Here is an 18,809-nt window from a genome sequence, read left to right on the forward strand (position 1 = left end):
GCGCCTTACCTTCAGCACGATCAGACCCCCCTCCGTTCGAAGGGTCTCCGCAATGACCTCCAGCCAGCCCACCAGCTTCCGATCCGACCGCACCCCCGGCCCTGGAGTGGTGGCGGGGTCGCCGCTGCGCACGATCGAGGTGGCGCTGGCCAGCAATCCCTACACGGTGCGGATCGGTGAAGGGGCGCTGGAGGCGCTGGGCGGTCTGCTGGAGGAACGGGGCTTCGCGGCCGGCACCCAGGTGCTGCTGGTCACCAATCCTGAGGTGGATCACCACTACGGCGCCCGCGTGCTGGCCAGCCTGCAGCGGCACGGCTTCCACACCACCCGGCTGGTGATCGCCGCGGGGGAAGAGCAGAAGACCCCCGCCACCGTTTCCCAGATCCACGACGCGGCCTACGCGCAGCGACTGGAGCGGCGATCTCTGGTGGTGGCGCTGGGCGGCGGTGTGGTGGGCGACATGGCGGGCTTCGCCGCCGCCACCTGGCTGCGCGGCATCCCCGTGGTGCAGGTGCCCACCACCCTGCTGGCGATGGTGGATGCGGCGATCGGGGGCAAGACTGGCGTGAACCACCCCGGCGGCAAGAACCTGATCGGCGCCTTTCACCAGCCGGAGCTGGTGCTGGTGGATCCCGCCACGCTCACCACGTTGCCGGAGCGGGAGTTCCGCGCCGGCATGGCGGAGGTGATCAAATACGGCGTGATCGGTGACCCGATCCTGTTCGCCGACCTGGAGTCGGCGGCGGATCTCTCCAGCCTCGAGGCGATCGGCCCGGCCCGCCTGCAGCGGCTGCTGCAGCGCTCGGCTGCCGCCAAGGCCCGGGTGGTGGCAGCTGATGAACGGGAGGGCGGCCTGCGGGCGATCCTCAACTACGGCCACACCCTCGGCCACGTGGTGGAAACGCTCTGCGGCTACGGCACCGTGATCCACGGCGAAGCGGTGGCGATGGGGATGGAGGCTGTCGGTCAGCTGGCTTTGGCGATGGGCCTGTGGAAAGCCGCCGACCAGGAACGCCAGCGGGCGGTGATCGCCAAGGCCGGCCTGCCGCTGGTCCTGCCGCCGCTGAACGTGGAGGCGGCGATGCAGACCCTGCAGAGCGACAAGAAGGTGAACCAGGGGCAGCTGCGCTTCGTGCTGCCCACCGGCATCGGCCATGTGGTGATCCGCAACGACGTGGATCCGGCCCTGATCCGCCAGCTGCTGGCCGGCTCGCTCTGAGCAGCGACCGCGACGCCGCAGCCCCCTGGGCTCAGGCGCTAGTTGGTGAACTGTGCGGTTCGCCAGCCTGCGCCAGCAGCATCCGCACCATCAGTGAGAGCGTCTGGCGGTTGCCGCCCGCGGAACGCCAGGCCTCCAGCCACACCTGCAGCGGTGCGGATTCGTTGCTGCTGCCCGTTCCGTTGCCGCTGGTGCCGGCGCCATTCGCAGCGGCAGGTTCTGCCGACAGGCGCGCCAGGAAGGCGGCGGCATCGTCGAGGCAGGAGGTTCCCTTGCCGAAACCATCGAGCCGGGGATCAAGCGCCGCCAGCAGGGTTTCCAGCTGCTGGCGGTTCAGCGGCGGCAGCTGGGGCGCACCATCGTGGCCATCATTGAACAAGGGAATGCCGTGAAACGCTGACCAAGCATCGCGGCAAAGCTGTCAAAACGTCACGGTTTCTGGCGAATGAACAGCCCCAGCCCGTTGCGATCGAGGTTTCCGACCCACACGGTCGTGGGCACTCCGCCGGCGCCGGCCTGAAACGTGACCGCCGCAGGGCCAAAGGCGTTCTCGCCGCGGGGTTGATAGGAGAAGGTGTTGCCGCTCACCGGCGTGAGCTGGAAGCGCTGCGGCTCCGGGCCGATCAGCAGCTCAAGGCCATCGGCCCTGCGGCGGATGTTGAGCAGCCCGAAGTAGTCGTTCTTGTAGCGACCCACGTAGCGCTCCAGGGGCAGCGGCGGCACGACGACAGCGGGGGCCACCACGGCGGGGTAGTCCTGCTGGCTCATGCTCTTGAAGATGCCCTGCAGCAACGGGAGGTAGTCACGGCTGACCTCCCCTTCCACCGCCAGATCCAGAAAGCTGAGCGCCACCGCTTCCGGCAGGCCCACCGGTTGGCCGTTGGTGAGCACCACGATGCCGAGCTTTTCGGCAGGCAGCAGATACACAGCCGTGGCGGCACCAAGGAAGAAGGCACCGGAGTGGGAGAGCTGCACCAGCCCTGCTCCGTGCTTGCCCACATTCCAGCCGAGCCCATAGAGCCCGGCCGCATCGGTGGCTGGATCCGCCGGTGGGGTGCTGATCACCTGCGGGCGATGGGTTTCGGCCAGAGCGGCGGCCTGCAGCACGGGCTTGCCGGCAAAGCGGCCGCCGTTGAGCTGCAAGCGCAACCAGCTGCCCATGTCCCGCGCTGACGCGCTCACCCCGCCAGCGGGAGATTCCGCATCGGCATCGCGATCGAAGCGCGCCACCCAGCCCTGTGCGGTGGGCACGTGCAGGCGGGCACGGTTGGCGTCGGCGATCAACGCGGCATGGCTGGAGGTGGTGCGCGTCATGCCCAGGGGTTTGTAGAGCCGCTCGCGCGAGATCGCCTCCCAGCTGCTGCCACCGGCACGGGCAGCCGCCTCTGCCGCGGCGGTGAAGCCGAAGTTGGTATAGGCGTAGTCGGCCCGGAAGCGGTTGTTGGTGGGCAGGAAACGCAGCCGGGACAGGATCGTGTTGCGATCGAAGCCGAGATCCTCCAGGTCGTCGCCGGCATGATCAGGCAGACCGCTGCGGTGCGAGAGCAGATCGCGCAGGGTCACATCTGGCGCCGTGCCGGCCGGACCGATGCGGGCCTCAGGCAGGGTGCGCAGCACCGGATCGTCCCAGCCCACCACTCCATCTCCCACCAGGGCCGCCACCACGGTGCTGGCCACCGGCTTGGAGAGGGAGGCCAGCTGGAACATCGTGTCGGGATCGACCGTTCCTGCCTGCCCCGCCGAGCGCACGCCGTAGCCACGCAGCAACACCAGTTGATCGTTGTGCACCACCGCGATCGCCATGCCCGGCACGCCGGTGCGGCGCTGCATGGCCGTGGCGAGGCCATCGAGGCGCGCCAGGGCGGCAGCGAGGGATTGTGGGGTGACCCGCTGGGCCGCTGCCGCCGCCCGTGCAGCGGGAGCCGCGGCGAAGCCGGTGGCGAGGCTGGCGGCCAGCAGGGCGGCACCCATCAGCAGGCGGGGGAGGCGGAAAGTGACCGGCACTGGGGCTTTGGCAGTACGGCCGGAAGCTAAGGCCGCTGCACAGATTCGCCCGCCACTGAACGGGGATGGTCATGCCCTGCGCCGGCGAGATGCCAGCAAGCGGGCATACTTGTCGAGGACCAGCATTTCACGGTGGTGGTGCCTTCGGGCAGGGGTCTCGGGTGGTGGTTCACCTGAGGCCTTTCCATTGGCAAGGTCTGCGGATGGCCTGTCCTGAGCCAGTGCGGCTGGCGCCGCTGGAGCTGCTGAAGCCGCGAGCGTTCTGCCGCGGTCCAGGGCTTTGTCTGGTCTGGTTGGTTCACGCCGAAGCGTCGCAACGGAGGGCCTCCTGTGAATGGACCGGAGACCGGTGCCACCGCAGATCTGAACGATTCTCGTCGGCAGACTGTCTGCACATCGTCCAGATACCGCCGAACAGCCGCCCAGTGTTATCCACACCTACCGACGCGACCCTGGCCTTGAGGTCTGCTTAGAAGTCTGCAGAAGAAAAGGATGACGGCGTCTTGTGACTAATCTGAGCGAATAGCCAAGCGCTGGTCGCGGCAACGCCGATGCATGGGAGCAGGAAAATGAACTCGCCAATGCCAACTTGATTTGAAGACAAGGTGACAACCACAAGGAAGCTGACAGCGGCAAGCAGGCACAGGCAAAGTGAGCTTGCTCTTTGCAGGCTTGGAATAAAATCTGTGGCGACAAGGCAAACCCAAAGGGCAGGGGCTAAGTAGATACCCCAGGCGAACCAGTCAAGGCTGTTCCAGGCGATCTCAATAAGGGCACCAAGGCCTCTTGCTCGTGCAACCTCACCGATGCAAAGAAAGAAGAGTGCCAGCACAACGTATGGAACGACAACGATGGCCCCAACGGCATGCAGGAGTCGATTCATTCCTTAGCCTCCAGAGAAGCGCACATCCTCTAGCTCATCACACAAGCCTGAGGCAGTCGCCATAAGTGCGCACTGAGAAGATGATCATAGCTTATTGATAGCGACTGAGGCTAATACGATCCATCCACTAGCGCCTTCACCGCGGCATCAAGGGCCTCAGCAGTGGTCCCAAACTTCAACAGGTGGACATCCTGCTCAGCCATCCCGACAGTCCCCCCTTGCGTAGCGCCCTCCCGGTCAACGGCACCAAGGGCGGCACATCCAGTGGCCAGTTGGCAGCCAGCGGCAGGAGCAATGGCATGGCCTGCAGCAAGGCCGGCGGCCCTGAGCTGCAGTACCTGGAGCAACGCCTGGATCGGATGGAGCAGTTGGTTGCGCTGATCGCCTAGCTGCTGGCGGGTTCTAGCCTCCCGCCAACCTGAAGCTCGAGCCCCTGTTCATGCCCTTAAACCTTGAGAAGCTGGGCCGCTTCCTACTGCGTGGCCTCCGTATTGGCGCCAGCACGATCTCGATCGTGGAGCTGCTGCGCAGTGACTGGACCGGCGGCATCGGCGCCGGCTTGGCCTGGCTGGTGTTTCTCCAGGTGGAGCGGCGGCTTCCGCCGGTACCTCAGGAGCCCAAGACCTGATCCGTAGCCAGCTTGTTCGCTCTGCTGGCACACCAGGCCTCCAGCGCCAGACTCAGGTCATCAGGCAGATCACTGCCACGATTCCCCTTGCCGTAGCGACGATCCTCCTGGGCATCCAGGATTTCGGCCCTGAGCAACAAGGCGTTGATCTCCTGCTCGAGATCCCTTTCCGCCCTGAGCATCCACTCATGGCTCATGGCCTTGTGTTTGGAGGCGTTGGCCTGAACCTTGGTGCCATCCAGCGCCACATGGCTCAGGCTCACCATCCAGACTGGTTGACAGAGCCGCAGGATCTGAACGAACAGACCCATGAGCGCGTCAAGTGAGCGCGTCAAGTCAGCGCGTCAAGTCAGCGCGTCAAGGCTGCGGCGCCGGAACTCACTGATGCGGCTGTGGTCTGGCTGCTAGTTGGCCGTCAGCACCCGGAAGGCCAGGTCCTCGTAGCAGGCGTGCTCGATCCTGCGGGAAGAGACGATGCTCACGCAGTACGCATCGAGCAACAGCAGCGTCAACCGCTTCGCGGAAGCCTGCCGGCTACATCCTGGGGTCAAAGCCCCTCTCCCCGCGGTGATCCTTGGCTTGAGCAGGGATCAGGACCTGTGAGAGATCCAGCTCATCCACCAGATCCAGCATGAATACACCTGATGGTCTTCTAAGCGTCAGTCACTGGGTGATGGCGGCAGCGGGTGGTCTGCTCAGGCTGCCAGGGGCGGAAGGTCTTGGGCATACCCCATTCTCTCGCCCAGATTGAATGCAGCAACTTAGATCTGGGCGGTTTCAGGGGCTTCTGTGGAGAGGCTGGCCGCGGTCTTCGGGCCACAAACTCCTAGCTGCACCCAATCCTTCCTTCATGGGGAAGTGGAGGCGTAATGGCTGGTTTCGGGGAGTGCCCTGAACGGATCCACTGAAATGAAGCAGATGTGCTGACGATGCGCATCAATGTGCCCATATCAGAATATGGCTGAATAAACTTACCAATCCTGCAGACTTAATGCAGAAGAGCTTAAGAAAGGCGAAAGACCATTGGCGAATCAATGCTCGTGTTCATGAGCAGACTTGGAGCACATCCATATCACATGGATGTGCACATCCACAAAGGAGTCAGTCATGGGTATGGGAAAAGACATGAAAGCCACCGCTAAGAACATCGAAGGCAAAGTTCAGGAGGCCACTGGCAACATCACCGGTAACAAGAAGGATCAGCTAGCAGGCAAGGTCAAGCAAGCCCAAGCCAGCGGTGAACATGCCATGGAAGACCTGAAAGACACGGTGCGCGACGCCACCAACTAAACAAAGATTGCTCAGCTAATCAACACACTTTAGGAGCTTCGTCATGCTTAACTACGCCATTACTTTCTTTGTCATTGCGATCGTCGCTGCGGTCCTGGGCTTCAGCGGTATCGCCGGATCAGCTGCGAGCATCGCTCAGATCCTGTTCCTTGTGTTTCTCGTGCTTGCCGTGATCTCTTTCCTCAGCGGCCGGCGCAGCGCAATGTGAATAGCAGCGTTAATCATAATGTTCTGCTCAGATCATTGTGATCGGAGTCCAGTAATCAGTGGTTACTGACTATTGAACAACTCTGGACATGCAGTATTGGTTGCCACAGCTTTTCTTTTCATTGCACTAAACCTCTTTCCGCCCTCGCTATCGTCACCATGAAGCACCACTTTCGTTTTCTGCGCCAGTTGGCCGCCACTTGCCTTGGCCTTGTCTTCAGACTGCTGGTGTTGATCGCCACGCCGGCTTTGAGCGCTCCCGCCCAGGCCTCAGGAGCCTTCACTCTCAGCGCCTCCCCCTTGCCCCTGGCCTCCACCGCCGGCCGCGTCAAGGCTGGCGCCAAGGACATCGAGGGCAAGACCCAGGAATCGATTGGCAAGGTCACTGGCAACAAGGGAGATCGCCTCGCCGGTAAGGCGAAGCAGGCTGAGGCTAAAGGCCGGAATGCTGTTGAAGACGTCAAGGGCAAGGCCGGAATGGGCTGAGCCAGGATCAGCGGCACGGCCTGGTATCACGCCTGAAGACTCCAGGCCGGGCCGCTTACGTCTAGGAGCCTGTTGGTCTACACACAACAGGCTCCTAGCCCTGACGGAGTGATCTGAACTAGCACTGCCGCTCAAAACGGCCCAAGCCCGCCTTCTGGAACTGTTGCCACTGCTCCACAGCCTGCGTCGGCGAAGGGGGGTCCGGATCTCCGTCCAGGAGAGGGCGTTACCTCAAGCCCGATGGGCTTCCGTCCAACCCATGGCCAACCGGAGGTGGTCACCAATCCCTGAAAAGTCAATCGGGGCGACAGGATTCGAACCTGCGACCTAGTGCTCCCAAAGCCCTGGCAGCCTCCCGCTCTCACTAGGCTGATCAAGTCATAGCAGTACTTCTATGGGTGTGGCTGTTGTTCCGCGGTGCCCGTTGCAAGCCGCTGGTCGTAAATCCGTCGTACATTCTGCCTAGTGCTTGCCAGAATGATCGGATGGTGAACGCCGCTCGAAAGCAGCCTCCGAAGGCCAAGCCGGCCGTCTGGGCGAGAGCACTCAACGCAGCCGTCCGCCAGGCGGCAGGGGGTACGGGATGGCACGTTCGGGGCGATCGAAACGGCATGACCCGCCTTGAGATCAAGGTTCCTCATGCCAATCAGAAGGTTCAAAGCGTTCAGCTCCCCTACGCGTGGACCAGTGCAAGCCAAGGCCCGATCATCAATAGGGTCACGCAGCTGGCATCAGAACTGCAGAGGGAACCTTCTCTGAGCTTGCGGCAGGCCATGCCACTGGTGGAGGGCCGCTCCAGTCAGGCACGTCTGGACTGGCCAAAGGCTCTGGCGTCCTTCAACCGAGCTAAGACGACGCGGGGGACAGCCGTGAGCGAGACCACCTGGAACAGGAAATACCTGCCCGTGCTCCAGCGGGCACTCCAATTAATGGAGTCCGCCGACCCCCCGAAGGACGCCACTGGTCTTATTGAAGCCGCCACTAGCCACTGGCAGAGCGGCTGCCGGGCCAGGGAGATAGGAGTACGCGCCCTAGCGGCATTTCTCGATCATTCTGTCCATCGCTGCGACTTTCCGAAGGCATGGCTGCCGGCTGGCTCCATGCGTGAGTTGATCGGTGCAGCTCCGAGGGATGGACGCCGTGTTCAGAAGTCGGACCCCATTCCGGATGCAGACATCGTGGCAATGGTAGAAAGCCTTCCTGACGAGCCATGGTCTGATGCCTTACGTCTGATTGCGGAGCTGGGACTTCGACCTATTGAACTTCAGTATCTCAGCATTCGGGAAGATCCACGCAGTGGTAAGCGACGCTGGCATGTGGCCTACGAGAAGAAATCTGGACGTGGCAGCACGAAGCCACGCTGGGTAGAGTCATTGCCACTGATGGACCACAACGGAACCGTTCAGCAGTGGGAACTACATGAACGGTGGGAAGACAACGTCCTGAAACTGCCAACATTCTCAGCAACGAACGGCGTTGCTGATGCCATTCGGCTTTATCTAAGAAATAAGCCGTCATGGAAGACAATGGTTGCTGCTGCTGCTGCACGCAGTGAGCATGCGACGCTGTATGGACTTCGGCATGCCTACTCACTACGATGTCATCGACTGGGTATTGATGCCGCAGGTGCAGCGGATCTTATGGGTCACTCTCTTCAGATCCACATTGACTCCTATCCATGGAGCAGTGAGGACCACACCGCACGACAAGTGCAAAGGGCTCGAGAACGCCTGGCAGGGAAGGGTTGGTGAGTCTGAGAGGATCCGGCCTGCACTTATGGGGTTGCCAGGTTGTTAGATGGGGTGCTAGAACTGCTGCAGTGGGTGTGCACGCTCCATTCACTCCGCCCTCAAAATCGGCTCCGGATTGCCGATCTGAGGAGGTAAACAAATCGCACTGCTCTACCCACCGAGGTAGAGCCCGGCCCGGAGCCGGTCCGCAAATCGTTGCCGTAGCGAAACTCACTTCCACAAGCCCTTTGGGGTGTTGTGGGTTTCCTCCGACCCCCATGAAATCATCTACTGAACGGCATCCACGTCCCGACTCGACTACATCAACCCACTGGATCACTACAGATCAGCTAGCAGAACGACTCAGCTGTACACGGTGGTTTATTCGCAGCCTTCGTGAGTCACAAGTACTGCTCCCTGGTCGAGACTACATTCGGATCAGCCGGTTTATTCGCTGGGATCCCGACAGAGTCCAGTCGAGTCTGCTTGCCGCCTCAATCTCAACATCGAGGATTGATGAGTGCTATGAAGATACAAGCTGACTCTGGTAGCAAATGTCAACCACAGCTAGACGCGGCCGTTCCAGGCTATTTGATGCATGCCCCCCCCCGAGAACACCATGCATAGCGGGTCGTTAGGCTCAAACAAGTGAGCCATGCTCTGAATGGACAGTGCTTCGTCTTCACATTAGAAGAGTTTACCTCCATGCACAGAGCAGAAATACCAGGACTACGGACTTCACGTCAACACTTACCAATCACTTGAGGGTTTTCACCATGAGCTTCATTCAGGACACCGATAACACCAATATCGGAAAAGCAAATGGTTCCGTTGAAGGTAGTTCACTGCCATCGTCGGTCCACAAAGAGGGATTATTTGCGCCCTGCAGCTTTGGTCGGGACATTGAGCTCCTTAATGCCAACTCCTGCGACGAAGAGGGCAATCCCCAAATAACTAACGAGACAACGTCACAGCTAGACGGTAATGACCTACATGCGTTTGCATTGGCAAATGAGTTCGAAAGCATCATGAACCGTGCATCAGAAATCTCGATTCTAATGGCACAGTACTATTCCAGTTGTGGCGAAGTAATGGGCATTGAGTTATTCAGCGGTATAGAAGAGATGCGGAAAACAGCGGTCACTACTGCCGAAGAGATCTCCCAGAGATTCCCTGAAGATTTCGAGGACGAGAAGAAATCCGATATTGATGCAACAAACATGTGAAGTCACTTCTATGACTTGGTGGAAGCAGACGCTTGGCTGCGGCGTCGATATCGTTCCTACTGGATCATCTTCGCGCCCTCCAGGAGCTGCTTCCTCCACAGCCTCCCCTGGATCGGGGGGCTCCGCGATTTCGCGGCGGCGATCTCCTGGTGCGTCTTGCGAAAACTGTTCGCCCCCATGGCGACCGAGGTCTTGAACTATAGTCAATGCATGGGGGAATCTCCTGGGTTGGAGATTCCGTTAAAGGTAGCAATCCTTCTCACATATCGTCAATGGTCCTTGTCCAGAAATCTAAACAACCACGAACACATAGGCTGAACCATGCTGGAAGTCGTTCGCCGAGATTGCAAGTTGCTGGGCTTTTGGCTAGGCTGACTTGCCACTTCATCCATTCGGTCGAGTGACGCTTGCAATCGCCGTGGTTGAAGAACTAAACAGCGGCAAGACCCAGATATACCTGGGTTCAGATTCTCAAATGAGCAGCAGTTCACACAGCAGCCATTATTGTGTAAAGGTATCGCCGGTTAGAGTCAAGGCTGTCGAGCCACTTGATGAAGGGCAAGCCTTTGACGACGCAAGAGTTGCCTTTGACAGTGTCTATGGCATTGCATTCAGCGGGAACGTTGCTGGAATGCATGTCTTTTAATGCTATTTTGACTTAGCACTTGCAAACTTGCAATACATTCCAGAGAGCGTGACTCTCAGCCTTGAAGTAGTCTGCGAGCTTGTAAAGCGGATCTACGAAGAGCTATCCATTCATCTGTGCCAGGATCTTGACTATGACTATACCGTGGACTTCTTTCTCGCTGGACGTGATCCAAAAGACAGGACTTCCTTGAAGCTTGCTTGGTTCGAAGCGAAAGTGGACCTGTCTAGTGTTGGCACTCTGAACTGCCTCGTAAAGTATCAAGTTCTCTCCCAGCACGAAGAGGCTTATGCGATAGGTGATGGACAGTCCGACTTCAGATCAATGCTTGGGCAAGACTTTTCTTCAGTGTCTTGCGCGAAGAAAGCATTCGGGGTTCTTGATCGTATCTGCAAAGACGACTCTATAGGTTCAGTTGGTGGCATGCGCCAAGCAGGCTTCTTTGATGCTGCGGGAGACTTTTGTCTTTATGTTGTCAACGAGCAGAATCCATTAACCACTGAGTATGGAGACTTCTTGGCGAGACTTAACTTGAATAAGATTGATGATCCGCATGCCGGCGTAGTGGTAAGACGCAGAATGATTGCATTTGGTTAAAGCAGGCTATTTGGTAAGTCCTCAACAAGTCGCGGCAAGCCGGCGTAAGCACCACCGTGGCAGCCGAGAGTTGTTGTCACTGAGTCGAATGCCATTGAATGGATAGATTGGGAGCCTAGCATGGTTAACCAAGGGCGGCACAAAAAGAAACGATTCAACTAGGCCGCTTCCCTTCGCGTTGTGTAAAAGCTGAGGCCCGATTGCCCTGGTCCGAGTGTGAACAGGATGGAATGACGGGCTGTCATTCCCGAGGTGCAGATACGCCTCGTTTCTTCACCATGAACCCAGACGATTGACTTGTCAAGTTATTCGCCTGGAGCATAGCTGTGCTGTTGGCGTTCGCCGCTTTGCGGGGCGCTGTCCCGGCTGTGCCGGCCCCCGGGCGGTGATCGAGGCCGCTGCGCCCCCGGGGGCGCCACGACCACGATTTCCTGGGGCCTAGGTGTGGGCGCTTATTCCAGGCAGTCCTGCAGGGCCGGCAGATCCTTCAGCGACGGGATGGCGGCCTTGCTGTCTGCGGAGAATATCCGCCGGCCCTCAAGCTGCCAGTGCTCGTCCTGCTCCAGCAGCACCACCCCCACTAGGCGCGTGATCGAAGCGTCGTTCGGGAAGATGCCGACGACCCGGTTTCGGCGTTTGACCTGCTCATTGACGCACTCGAGAAGGTTGGTGCTCCAGACCTTTTTCCAGTGGGGCTGCGGGAAGGAGCGGAATGCCAGCACGTCCTCCTTGGCCTTCTCCATCAGCTCAGCTGCCTTGGGGAAACGCTCGGCCAGTGTGGCGGCCAGGCCACCCCAGCGCTCCACCAGGCCAACGGCGTCCTCCTTGCTGAACACCGAGCGCAGGGCCGCCGTGACCATCCCCTAGTGGGCTTTGGGAACCCGCTGAAGCAGGTTTCTGGCGAAATGGACCCTGCAGCGCTGCCAGCAGCAGGCCTGCAGCATCCGCCGGATCGCGTTGGTGAGGCCCACGTGGGCGTCGCTGATCACCAGCTTGACGCCAGTGAGGCCGCGCTCCTTGAGCGAGCAAATGAACTCGCTCCAGAGGCTCTCGGTTTCGCTGTGACCTACCTGCAGGCCAAGCAGTTCACGGCGGCCGTAGGCATGACGCCCATGGCGATCAAAGCAGCCCTGGAGCAGACCTGCAGGGCCCGGCCCAGCCTGCCGTGAAGGTACGTCGCATCGAGATAGACGTAGGCGTAGCCAGACTCCTGGAGCCGCCGGTTCAGGAACGCCTGTACCTGCTGGTCGATGCCCTGGCAGATGCGGCTCACCTGGGTCTTGGGGATGCCGCTCTGGACGCCCAGGGCCGCCACCAGGGTGTCCACTTTGCGGGTGGAGATGCCGCCGATGTAGGCCTCCATCACCACGCCATAGAGGGCCTGATCGACGCGGCGGCGGGGCTCGAGGATCGAGGGAAGGAAGCCCCCGGTGCGCAGTTTGGGGATCAGCAGGTCGATGTCGCCGGCCTGGGTGGCCAGGGTGCGCGGCCGGTAGCCGTTGCGGTAGCCGAGCCGGTCATTGCTGCGCTCATGGCGCTCCGCACCGAGCACGGCAGTGACCTCCAGCTCGATCAGCTGCTGCAGGCCCTAGCGCACCAGCTCAGAGATCATTCCCCCGGCTGTGCTGTCATCCAGAAGTGGCACCAAGGCTGAGGCATCAGAATAACCAGTGGCCTTGGTTCTCCTGGTTGAGGTAGTTTTCAGAGCCAGCGTAACGGGCCTGCCCACCTCTTGCAACGACAATCGTCTGAGGCACGGCCTTCATCCGAGCTCGCTTCGCGTTCGAGCGGAATCCTGTGGAGAGCTCACCCCTGTGCGGCAAGGTCAAGAAACCGCACCAGGCCAGTTGAGCCTTTCTGTGCTTCTCACCGGGGTCAGGGCTGAACCCCCCTCAGCGGTGCTGACCTACGCCGCGTCGTCCATGGCAGTTCCTGGCGGGGGGCCTCAAGGAATCGGGTGCTGGTCTGGGCGCCGGATCCATCAGCCCGCTTACAGCGTCGTTGTCACCTGGGGATCCAGCTGAGGTCGCGCCCGAGCTGGCCAGAACTAGATGACCTCTGCTAGTACAGGTGTTCTCTGTGATGGTGTCGCCGTGGCTGCTTCCCCACCCCGCTCCCGCGGCACCCGGAGGGCGCCCAGCTCAGCGGCAGACGATGGCGGCTACGAGCATTGGCCCTACCTCGATGGGGTGGTGCTGGTGGCCAGCCGCAGCGGCAAGGTCTGCATGACATGCCACTGGTTTCGCCACCATGCCGGCGTGAACTGCATCCCCCTGCTCACCTGCCAGCTGCACCAGGGCCTGCTGACCCAAGGGGAGCACCTCACCCGCCGCTGCCAGGGTTGGACCGAGGACATGACGCGCCAGCGCGGCTGGTGCCCGGAGGTGGCATGAGCAACCGACGAACAGTTGTGGGTGTGATGGGTGCAGGAGAGGGCGCCTCGGCTGAGGCTGTGGCCCTGGCCGAGGAGCTGGGGGAGTGCATCAGCACCAGAGGATGGGTGCTGCTCACCGGTGGCCGACCTGCGGGGGTGATGGCGGCGGCCAGCCGCGGCGCAGTGCGGGTGGAGGGGCACCTGGTGGTGGGGGTGCTGCCCGATGAAGGGAAGGGTGACGACAGGCAAAGCACGGCGGAGTTGGATCTGGCCCTGTTCACCGGCATGGGCAAGGCCCGCAACGTGATCAACGTGCTCAGCGCCAATGTGGTGGTGATCTGCGGGCGCGGAGGCCCCGGCACAGCATCAGAAGCCGCCCATGCGCTTAATGCGGGTAGGCCGCTGATCCTGCTGGCGGTGCCGCCGCTGTGGCGTGAGTTCTTCTGCTCGCTCAGCAAGGGGGTAGAGAGCGCGAGTGATGTGCAGGAGTGCTGCCGGTTGATCGAGGCCCGACTCACAGAGGCATGAGTCGTCCATCACCTCGTGTCTCCCTGACCCCAATGGAGGGCTGGCTGATCCATGGCCGCCAGTTGCTGCGCTTTTGCCCGAACCGCTTGGAGCGCACTGACCAGCGGCTGGGGATCACCAGCGGGGAGCTGGCCATTGATCCGGATCTGAGGAGTAGGCAGAGCGGACGACTCAGTGCTGATGGCGGTGGTGCACGTCGCTGACGTGGGGGTGCTCGTGGGCCAGCGGGTCATGGCGGTGGCGATGGCTGTGCCAGAAGGGCTGGCCAGGCTCGAGGTCCGCGAGATCCTCCGAACGGTGGGAATGAAGGTGGTGCGCATCGCCGTCTACAGGGGCGTGGAAGTGACGGTGCTGGTGATCGAGTTCGGCATGGCGGTGCCAGTGGCCATGGCTGGATCGCAGCAGCAAGCCTGTGCTGAGCGCCATGGCGGCCGCCGCCAGCAGCAGCGATGGACTGAGCGGTGAACCCAGCAGACCCACCGCCACCAGAGCGCCAAGGAAGGGAGCGGTGGAGAAGACCACGGCTTCCCTGGCGGCGCCAAGGGAGGCCAGCGCCACCATGTCGAGCCAGATCGACACGCCATAGCCGAGGCTGCCGATGCCGAGCAGGGCGGCACTCATCCAGACGAACGGGACCGGGTGCCCCTGCAGCTGGGCCACGGCCAGCATCGGCAGGGCAGCCCCGAGGGCCTTGGCGGCGGAGATCTGCAGGGGGTTGCGCAGGCTGAGGCGCTGGGAGAGGTTGTTGTCGATGCCCCAGCACAGGCAGGCCAGGGCGATCCACAGCACGCCCTTCCATTGGCTGCCGCCTAGCGGACCCGCCGAGAGCACCAGGGCTCCGGTGAGCGTCAGGGCGGCCGCCGCCCAGCCGTCACGACCGAGGTGCTCCTTACCCACCCCCACGGCAATCAGCACCGTGAACACCGCCTCCAGGTTGAGCAGCAGCGCCGAGGCCCCCGGGGTGAGCAGCGCCAGGCCCTTGACCAGGGCGATCGGTCCGGCGATGCCGCCCAACAGGGTGATCAGCCCTAACAGGGGGAAATCCTGCCGCTGGATCGGAGCGTGGCGGCTGGTCGGGGCCTCGGCCACTGCCAGGGGCAACAGCACCAATGCCGCACCGGCGTACAGCAGACCCGCCACGAGCACGGGGGACGGCCCGTGGCTCAAGCTGCCGATCAGCGGAGCGCTGGAGCCGAACAGGGCGGCAGCAATCAGGCCCGCCAACCAGCCGCGGTGCTGTTCTCGCGTCTGGGAGGTCATCAGGATCACCACAGCAACCGGACAGGCTCCTATGCAAACGATGGGGAAGTCCGTTGGAACCGACAGGACAGAAAGTGTTGCTCCGCGCCGCCTGGTGTGCGATGGCGCAACCACCCATGATCGAGCAAACGGAATGCTGTCCCCAAAGTTTCCTGGAGCCTCTCAGGGCTGTAACGCACCACAGGCAAGCCACTGCAAGTGGTGGGGCCGTCTTCGGCAAAGGTTGCCAGGAGCAGAGTGCCACCAGGCTTGAGCGCCTGCAGCACGGCCCGGACATAGGCCTGCTGATCGGCGGGGCTGGTGAGGAAATGAAACACCGCCCGGTCATGCCAGACGTCATAGGCATGCTCGGGCAGGGTGGCCGTGAGGATGTCGGCCTCCAGCCACTGCACCGCAGCGGCGCGTGCGCCAAGCCGCTCTCTGGTCACGGCCAGTGCCGCGCTGGAAAGGTCCAGAACCGTGATCCGTTGATAGCCAAGGTTCAGGAGGTCATCCACAAGCGTGGAGGCACCCCCGCCCACATCGATTATCGCCGCATCCAGTGGTATGCCGGCAGCCTGAAGCAGCCGGCGTGAGTCATCGGCATGGGCTTGATACCAGCTCAACGAATCAGGGGCCTTGGATGCGTAGATCGACTCCCAGTGGTTTTTGCTCGTCATGGGTTCACGCAGAGGCGGCTGTCAACAGTTCAGCCACCCCGCAGCACCGCGCTGAGCAAGGAGAGGTTGATCACCACAATCACGCTGGCGCACAGCCAGCCTGCTGCCTGAAGCCAGAGCGGCGCTCTGAGCTCGCCCATCAGACCGCGCCGCCCGCAGAACCACACCAGCGGGATCACCGCGAACGGCAACTGCAGCGACAGCACCACCTGGCTCAGCACCAGCAGATTCGTGGTGGCCCGTTCTCCGAACAGGATCACCGTGGCCATCGCCGGGATCAGGGCGAGGCCGCGGGTCAGCAGTCGCCGCTTCCAGTCCGGCAGTCGGATCTGCAGGAACCCCTCCATCACGATCTGGCCGGCCATGGTGGCGGTGAGGGTGGAACTCTGGCCCGCCGCCAGCAGGGCCACCCCGAACAGCACGCTGGCGAGCGAGGTGCCCAGCATCGGCGTCAGCAACCGGTAGGCCTCGCTCAGGTCCGTCACCGGCTGCGGTAGCCGTCCGTAGAAGCTGCCGGCGGCCAGCACCAGGATCGAGACATTGATCAGAAAGGCCAGGCTGAGGGCGATCAGGGTGTCCCAGGTGCTGAAAGCCAGGGCCCTGCGCTGCGCCACCTGGCCGCCGGCCCAGAGGCGGGTCTGCACAAGTGAGGAATGCAGGTAGAGGTTGTGGGGCATCACCGTGGCGCCGAGAATGCCGGCGGCCAGAAACAACTGCTGGCCGTCCCTGAGGCTGGCGGCCTGGGGAAGAAAGCCCTGGCCCACCTGGCCCCAGTCCGGCTGCAGCAGGAACATCTCCACCGCGAAGCAACCGCCCACCAGGGCCACCAGCGCGATCACCAGGGCCTCCAGCCGGCGGATCCCGAAGCGCTGCAGCGCAAGCAGCAACAGGGTGTCGGCGGCCGTGAGGCCCACCCCCCAGGGCAAGGGAAGACCGAAAAGCAGCTGCAGGGCAATGGCGCTGCCCACCAGCTCGGCCAGGTCACAGGCAATGATCGCCACCTCGGCCAACAGCCACAGGGGAATCCGACAGAACCTGGGCAGCAGCCGGCTGCAGGCCTGGGCTAGATCCAGCCCCGTCGCGATGCCCAGGCGGCAGCAGAGCGACTGGAGCACCATCGCCATCAGGCTGGAGAGCCCGATCACCCAGAGCAGGCGATAGCCGAACTGGGATCCGGCCGCCAGATCCGTGGCCCAGTTGCCCGGATCCATGTAGCCCACGGCTACCAGGTAGCCGGGGCCGAGCACCCGTAGGAAGGTGCGCAACATGCCTAGGCCGGCAGGCACCTCCACCGTCTGGGCATTGGTGCGTGCGGCCGTGCCGCGCGGTGCATCAGGCATGAAGCGACGCCAGCGGAGCTGGAGGTTAGGGCGAGGGTGGCGTTGGTCCCTTATCGGGGAATGGCTGGCCTGGCAGGGTGATTGCCTGTTCAGAAGTCACGCGGACCTGTGTAGCCACTGAGATCAGCGAGAGTATTTAGCGGCTTGACGCCCGAATCCACGACGCCCTTGATCTGCCAGCTGGGATAACCCTGAACCCCCTGCTGCTTGCACAGCTGCGCCTGGCTGTTGGCGCCGTCTTCGGCGCATTCGATCACCTGGAGCTTGGCGGCGGCCTCCTTGCCGAAGGCCTCCTTCTGGTCATGGCAGTGGGGGCACCAGTACGCCGTGAACACCCGGGCGCCGACGTCGCTCAGATGCTCCGCCAGGGCAATCTTGGCCGGCGAACTGGCGCTGATGACAGCTGGAGCCGCCCGTCCGCTTTGAGCGACAGGCTGGTCCGCCGATGCCGCCCAGCCCAGCCCCAGCAGACCAACAAGGAGGACTGTCATCACTCCGCGAAAGATCAGTTGGCTGCGGTCGATCCAGCCACCTCCAACAAGGCTCAACAGGAACAGCGCGAGGCTGAGGGCGGCTGACACCACACAGAAGGTGCAGAAGGCCTTGATCTCGAAGACCAGGAGCCCCATCAGCACCAGGCTGAAGACGGCCATGCCGCAGCTGACGAGGAACAGAGCCCAGCGATTGCCCTCCGAGGTTGGGGCACGCAGACCTCCTCGCAGCAACGGCATCAGGGCCAGCAGGAGCACCGTGGCGTAGGCCAGGAACCCAAAGAGAGAAAGTGGCTGGCCCAGCAGCGTGCCCCAGGCGCTGCCGAGCACCTTGTCGCAGCCATCGCTACCGCCCGGACAGGAGAGGCTGCCGATCCAACCCCAGCGCTTGGCGGTGATCGAGCCGGTATCGATCATGCCGATCGTTGCGAGCACGGCCATGGTGAGGCGCACCCAGGGCCGGCCTGGCTCCTGGCCGACCCGACGGCTGGAGAGAGGCTTGGTTCGCGTAGCGCTGCTCACAGGGGGAGAGAACGGCTGAGATACGGCCATTGAAAAGCCTGAAGTGGCTTCAGGGTCAAGGGCCTAGCGTTGCGCCAGGGAGGCTTGTCCGCCCGACTTGCCAACCCAAGGGGATGAATCCATGCAGATCGGCGAGCTGGCACGGTCCACCGGGGTGAAGATCGAAACCATCCGCTATTACGAACGCGAGCACTTGCTGCCGGTGCCTCAGCGCACGGATGGCAACTACCGCCTCTATTCGCCGCAGCATGTCGAGCAGTTGCGCTTCATCCGCTACTGCCGCAGCCTTGACATGAGCCTGGAGGAGGTCCGCATCCTGATCGGGGCGCTCGACACACCATCAGGAAGCTGTCAGACGGTGAATGCCCTGCTGGACGAGAAGATCGCCCAGGTCGATGCCCGCGTGAATGAGTTGCACAAACTTCAGGATCAACTGCGAGAGCTCAGAGGGCTCTGCCAGCAGCCGGATCAAGGGGAGATCTGCGGAATTCTCGCCGAGCTGAATCGGTGCACCGAAAGCAGAAAGCCAGTCGCCTGAAGACCCGCAGTGGTTGATCAGAAGACTGGCAGAACTCAAAAGCCTGGCGATGTCAGTTCATGACGGGCTTGGACTACCTGCAGCAGCAACATCCCCCCGTGGAAGGTGTGCCACCTCCCGGTTGTTGTGCGACAACCGGGAGAGCTGTATTGGAATCTCGATTCCGCTCGGTACTGGTGGG

Annotated in this window: 21 protein-coding genes and 1 pseudogene; 13 read left to right on the top strand and 9 right to left on the bottom strand. The window is 62.1% G+C overall.

Features of this window, described 5'->3' with window-relative positions; translation table 11 throughout:
• Positions 1-106: 106 nt before the first annotated feature.
• Positions 107-1,219, top strand: coding sequence for a 3-dehydroquinate synthase (gene aroB, locus KBZ19_RS10805; RefSeq protein WP_255100984.1), 1,113 nt, complete (start codon positions 107-109; stop codon positions 1,217-1,219).
• 31 nt (positions 1,220-1,250) lie between these two features.
• On the opposite strand, the gene KBZ19_RS10810 is transcribed toward aroB, so the two are convergent.
• The 3 genes from KBZ19_RS10810 to KBZ19_RS10820 all read right to left on the bottom strand — a co-directional run bounded on the left by KBZ19_RS10810 (position 1,251) and on the right by KBZ19_RS10820 (position 4,106).
• Positions 1,251-1,598 (bottom strand): hypothetical protein, encoded by a 348-nt coding sequence (locus KBZ19_RS10810; RefSeq protein WP_094510516.1) that lies wholly within the window; start codon positions 1,596-1,598, stop codon positions 1,251-1,253.
• 50 nt (positions 1,599-1,648) lie between these two features.
• Positions 1,649-3,223: a serine hydrolase gene (locus KBZ19_RS10815; protein WP_255100921.1), complete on the bottom strand. Its 1,575-nt coding sequence runs from the start codon at positions 3,221-3,223 to the stop codon at positions 1,649-1,651.
• Between the two features lie 469 nt (positions 3,224-3,692).
• Positions 3,693-4,106, bottom strand: a complete 414-nt coding sequence (locus KBZ19_RS10820) for a hypothetical protein (RefSeq protein ID WP_255100922.1) — start codon at positions 4,104-4,106, stop codon at positions 3,693-3,695.
• A gap of 218 nt (positions 4,107-4,324) precedes the next feature.
• On the opposite strand from KBZ19_RS10820, the gene KBZ19_RS10825 reads away from it, so the two are divergent.
• Both KBZ19_RS10825 and KBZ19_RS10830 read left to right on the top strand, forming a co-directional pair.
• Positions 4,325-4,495, top strand: a complete 171-nt coding sequence (locus KBZ19_RS10825) for a hypothetical protein (protein ID WP_255100923.1) — start codon at positions 4,325-4,327, stop codon at positions 4,493-4,495.
• A 50-nt stretch (positions 4,496-4,545) separates the two neighbouring features.
• Entirely contained in the window at positions 4,546-4,734 is a 189-nt protein-coding gene (locus KBZ19_RS10830; protein ID WP_255100924.1) for a hypothetical protein, read from the top strand.
• On the opposite strand, the gene KBZ19_RS10835 is transcribed toward KBZ19_RS10830, so the two are convergent.
• Positions 4,716-5,069: a hypothetical protein gene (locus KBZ19_RS10835; protein WP_255100925.1), complete on the bottom strand. Its 354-nt coding sequence runs from the start codon at positions 5,067-5,069 to the stop codon at positions 4,716-4,718. The two genes, KBZ19_RS10830 and KBZ19_RS10835, sit on opposite strands and share 19 nt — an antisense overlap.
• Before the next feature lie 790 nt (positions 5,070-5,859).
• On the opposite strand from KBZ19_RS10835, the gene KBZ19_RS10840 reads away from it, so the two are divergent.
• The 7 genes from KBZ19_RS10840 to KBZ19_RS10870 all read left to right on the top strand — a co-directional run bounded on the left by KBZ19_RS10840 (position 5,860) and on the right by KBZ19_RS10870 (position 10,916).
• Positions 5,860-6,024: a CsbD family protein gene (locus KBZ19_RS10840; protein ID WP_233132746.1), complete on the top strand. Its 165-nt coding sequence runs from the start codon at positions 5,860-5,862 to the stop codon at positions 6,022-6,024.
• A 43-nt stretch (positions 6,025-6,067) separates the two neighbouring features.
• Positions 6,068-6,232, top strand: coding sequence for a DUF1328 domain-containing protein (locus KBZ19_RS10845; RefSeq protein ID WP_255100926.1), 165 nt, complete (start codon positions 6,068-6,070; stop codon positions 6,230-6,232).
• A gap of 299 nt (positions 6,233-6,531) precedes the next feature.
• Positions 6,532-6,717, top strand: coding sequence for a CsbD family protein (locus tag KBZ19_RS10850; RefSeq protein ID WP_255100927.1), 186 nt, complete (start codon positions 6,532-6,534; stop codon positions 6,715-6,717).
• Between the two features lie 611 nt (positions 6,718-7,328).
• Positions 7,329-8,468, top strand: a complete 1,140-nt coding sequence (locus KBZ19_RS10855) for a hypothetical protein (protein ID WP_255100928.1) — start codon at positions 7,329-7,331, stop codon at positions 8,466-8,468.
• A 755-nt stretch (positions 8,469-9,223) separates the two neighbouring features.
• Entirely contained in the window at positions 9,224-9,673 is a 450-nt protein-coding gene (locus KBZ19_RS10860; protein ID WP_255100929.1) for a hypothetical protein, read from the top strand.
• 400 nt (positions 9,674-10,073) lie between these two features.
• Entirely contained in the window at positions 10,074-10,319 is a 246-nt protein-coding gene (locus KBZ19_RS10865) for a hypothetical protein (RefSeq protein ID WP_255100930.1), read from the top strand.
• 48 nt (positions 10,320-10,367) lie between these two features.
• The gene (locus KBZ19_RS10870; RefSeq protein ID WP_255100931.1) at positions 10,368-10,916 is read left to right on the top strand and encodes a hypothetical protein; all 549 of its coding nucleotides are present in this window, start codon (positions 10,368-10,370) and stop codon (positions 10,914-10,916) included.
• Positions 10,917-11,368: 452 nt separating this feature from the next.
• Here the strand turns inward: KBZ19_RS10870 and KBZ19_RS10875 are convergent.
• Positions 11,369-12,468: pseudogene (locus KBZ19_RS10875) on the bottom strand (IS256 family transposase).
• Positions 12,469-13,009: 541 nt separating this feature from the next.
• Here KBZ19_RS10875 and KBZ19_RS10880 point away from each other — a divergent pair.
• Complete coding sequence (locus KBZ19_RS10880; protein WP_255100932.1) at positions 13,010-13,309, top strand: galactose oxidase; 300 nt, start codon at positions 13,010-13,012, stop codon at positions 13,307-13,309.
• Complete coding sequence (locus KBZ19_RS10885) at positions 13,306-13,818, top strand: hypothetical protein (protein ID WP_255100933.1); 513 nt, start codon at positions 13,306-13,308, stop codon at positions 13,816-13,818. Before KBZ19_RS10880 ends, KBZ19_RS10885 begins: the two co-directional genes overlap by 4 nt.
• A 171-nt stretch (positions 13,819-13,989) precedes the next feature.
• Here the strand turns inward: KBZ19_RS10885 and KBZ19_RS10890 are convergent, their stop codons facing one another.
• The 4 genes from KBZ19_RS10890 to KBZ19_RS10905 form a co-directional block, all read right to left on the bottom strand.
• Positions 13,990-15,078, bottom strand: coding sequence for a DMT family transporter (locus KBZ19_RS10890; protein WP_255100934.1), 1,089 nt, complete (start codon positions 15,076-15,078; stop codon positions 13,990-13,992).
• Positions 15,079-15,107: 29 nt separating this feature from the next.
• On the bottom strand, positions 15,108-15,737 hold the full coding sequence (locus KBZ19_RS10895) for a class I SAM-dependent methyltransferase (protein WP_255100935.1): 630 nt from the start codon (positions 15,735-15,737) through the stop codon (positions 15,108-15,110).
• Positions 15,738-15,766: 29 nt separating this feature from the next.
• Positions 15,767-17,077, bottom strand: coding sequence for an Nramp family divalent metal transporter (locus KBZ19_RS10900; protein ID WP_255100936.1), 1,311 nt, complete (start codon positions 17,075-17,077; stop codon positions 15,767-15,769).
• An 89-nt stretch (positions 17,078-17,166) separates the two neighbouring features.
• Entirely contained in the window at positions 17,167-18,009 is an 843-nt protein-coding gene (locus KBZ19_RS10905) for a vitamin K epoxide reductase family protein (protein ID WP_399220142.1), read from the bottom strand.
• Positions 18,010-18,211: 202 nt separating this feature from the next.
• Here KBZ19_RS10905 and cadR point away from each other — a divergent pair, with 202 nt between their 5' ends.
• Positions 18,212-18,628 (top strand): Cd(II)/Pb(II)-responsive transcriptional regulator, encoded by a 417-nt coding sequence (gene cadR, locus KBZ19_RS10910; protein WP_255100938.1) that lies wholly within the window; start codon positions 18,212-18,214, stop codon positions 18,626-18,628.
• Positions 18,629-18,809: the final 181 nt, after the last annotated feature.

Origin of the sequence: Synechococcus sp. L2F (genome assembly GCF_024345695.1) — a bacterium.
Classification (GTDB): Bacteria; Cyanobacteriota; Cyanobacteriia; order PCC-6307; family Cyanobiaceae; genus MW101C3.

Excerpts from the sequence above, each read along its gene's own strand:
- KBZ19_RS10820 (WP_255100922.1), bottom strand. The coding sequence starts at position 4,106 with ATGAATCGACTCCTGCATGCCGTTGGGGCCATCGTTGTCGTTCCATAC.
- KBZ19_RS10885 (WP_255100933.1), top strand. The coding sequence starts at position 13,306 with ATGAGCAACCGACGAACAGTTGTGGGTGTGATGGGTGCAGGAGAGGGC.
- KBZ19_RS10845 (WP_255100926.1), top strand. The coding sequence starts at position 6,068 with ATGCTTAACTACGCCATTACTTTCTTTGTCATTGCGATCGTCGCTGCG.
- KBZ19_RS10840 (WP_233132746.1), top strand. The coding sequence starts at position 5,860 with ATGAAAGCCACCGCTAAGAACATCGAAGGCAAAGTTCAGGAGGCCACT.
- KBZ19_RS10855 (WP_255100928.1), top strand. The coding sequence starts at position 7,329 with ATGACCCGCCTTGAGATCAAGGTTCCTCATGCCAATCAGAAGGTTCAA.
- KBZ19_RS10905 (WP_399220142.1), bottom strand. The coding sequence starts at position 18,009 with ATGGCCGTGCTCGCAACGATCGGCATGATCGATACCGGCTCGATCACC.
- KBZ19_RS10860 (WP_255100929.1), top strand. The coding sequence starts at position 9,224 with ATGAGCTTCATTCAGGACACCGATAACACCAATATCGGAAAAGCAAAT.
- cadR (WP_255100938.1), top strand. The coding sequence starts at position 18,212 with ATGCAGATCGGCGAGCTGGCACGGTCCACCGGGGTGAAGATCGAAACC.
- KBZ19_RS10895 (WP_255100935.1), bottom strand. The coding sequence starts at position 15,737 with ATGACGAGCAAAAACCACTGGGAGTCGATCTACGCATCCAAGGCCCCT.
- KBZ19_RS10900 (WP_255100936.1), bottom strand. The coding sequence starts at position 17,077 with ATGCCTGATGCACCGCGCGGCACGGCCGCACGCACCAATGCCCAGACG.
- KBZ19_RS10890 (WP_255100934.1), bottom strand. The coding sequence starts at position 15,078 with ATGACCTCCCAGACGCGAGAACAGCACCGCGGCTGGTTGGCGGGCCTG.
- KBZ19_RS10830 (WP_255100924.1), top strand. The coding sequence starts at position 4,546 with ATGCCCTTAAACCTTGAGAAGCTGGGCCGCTTCCTACTGCGTGGCCTC.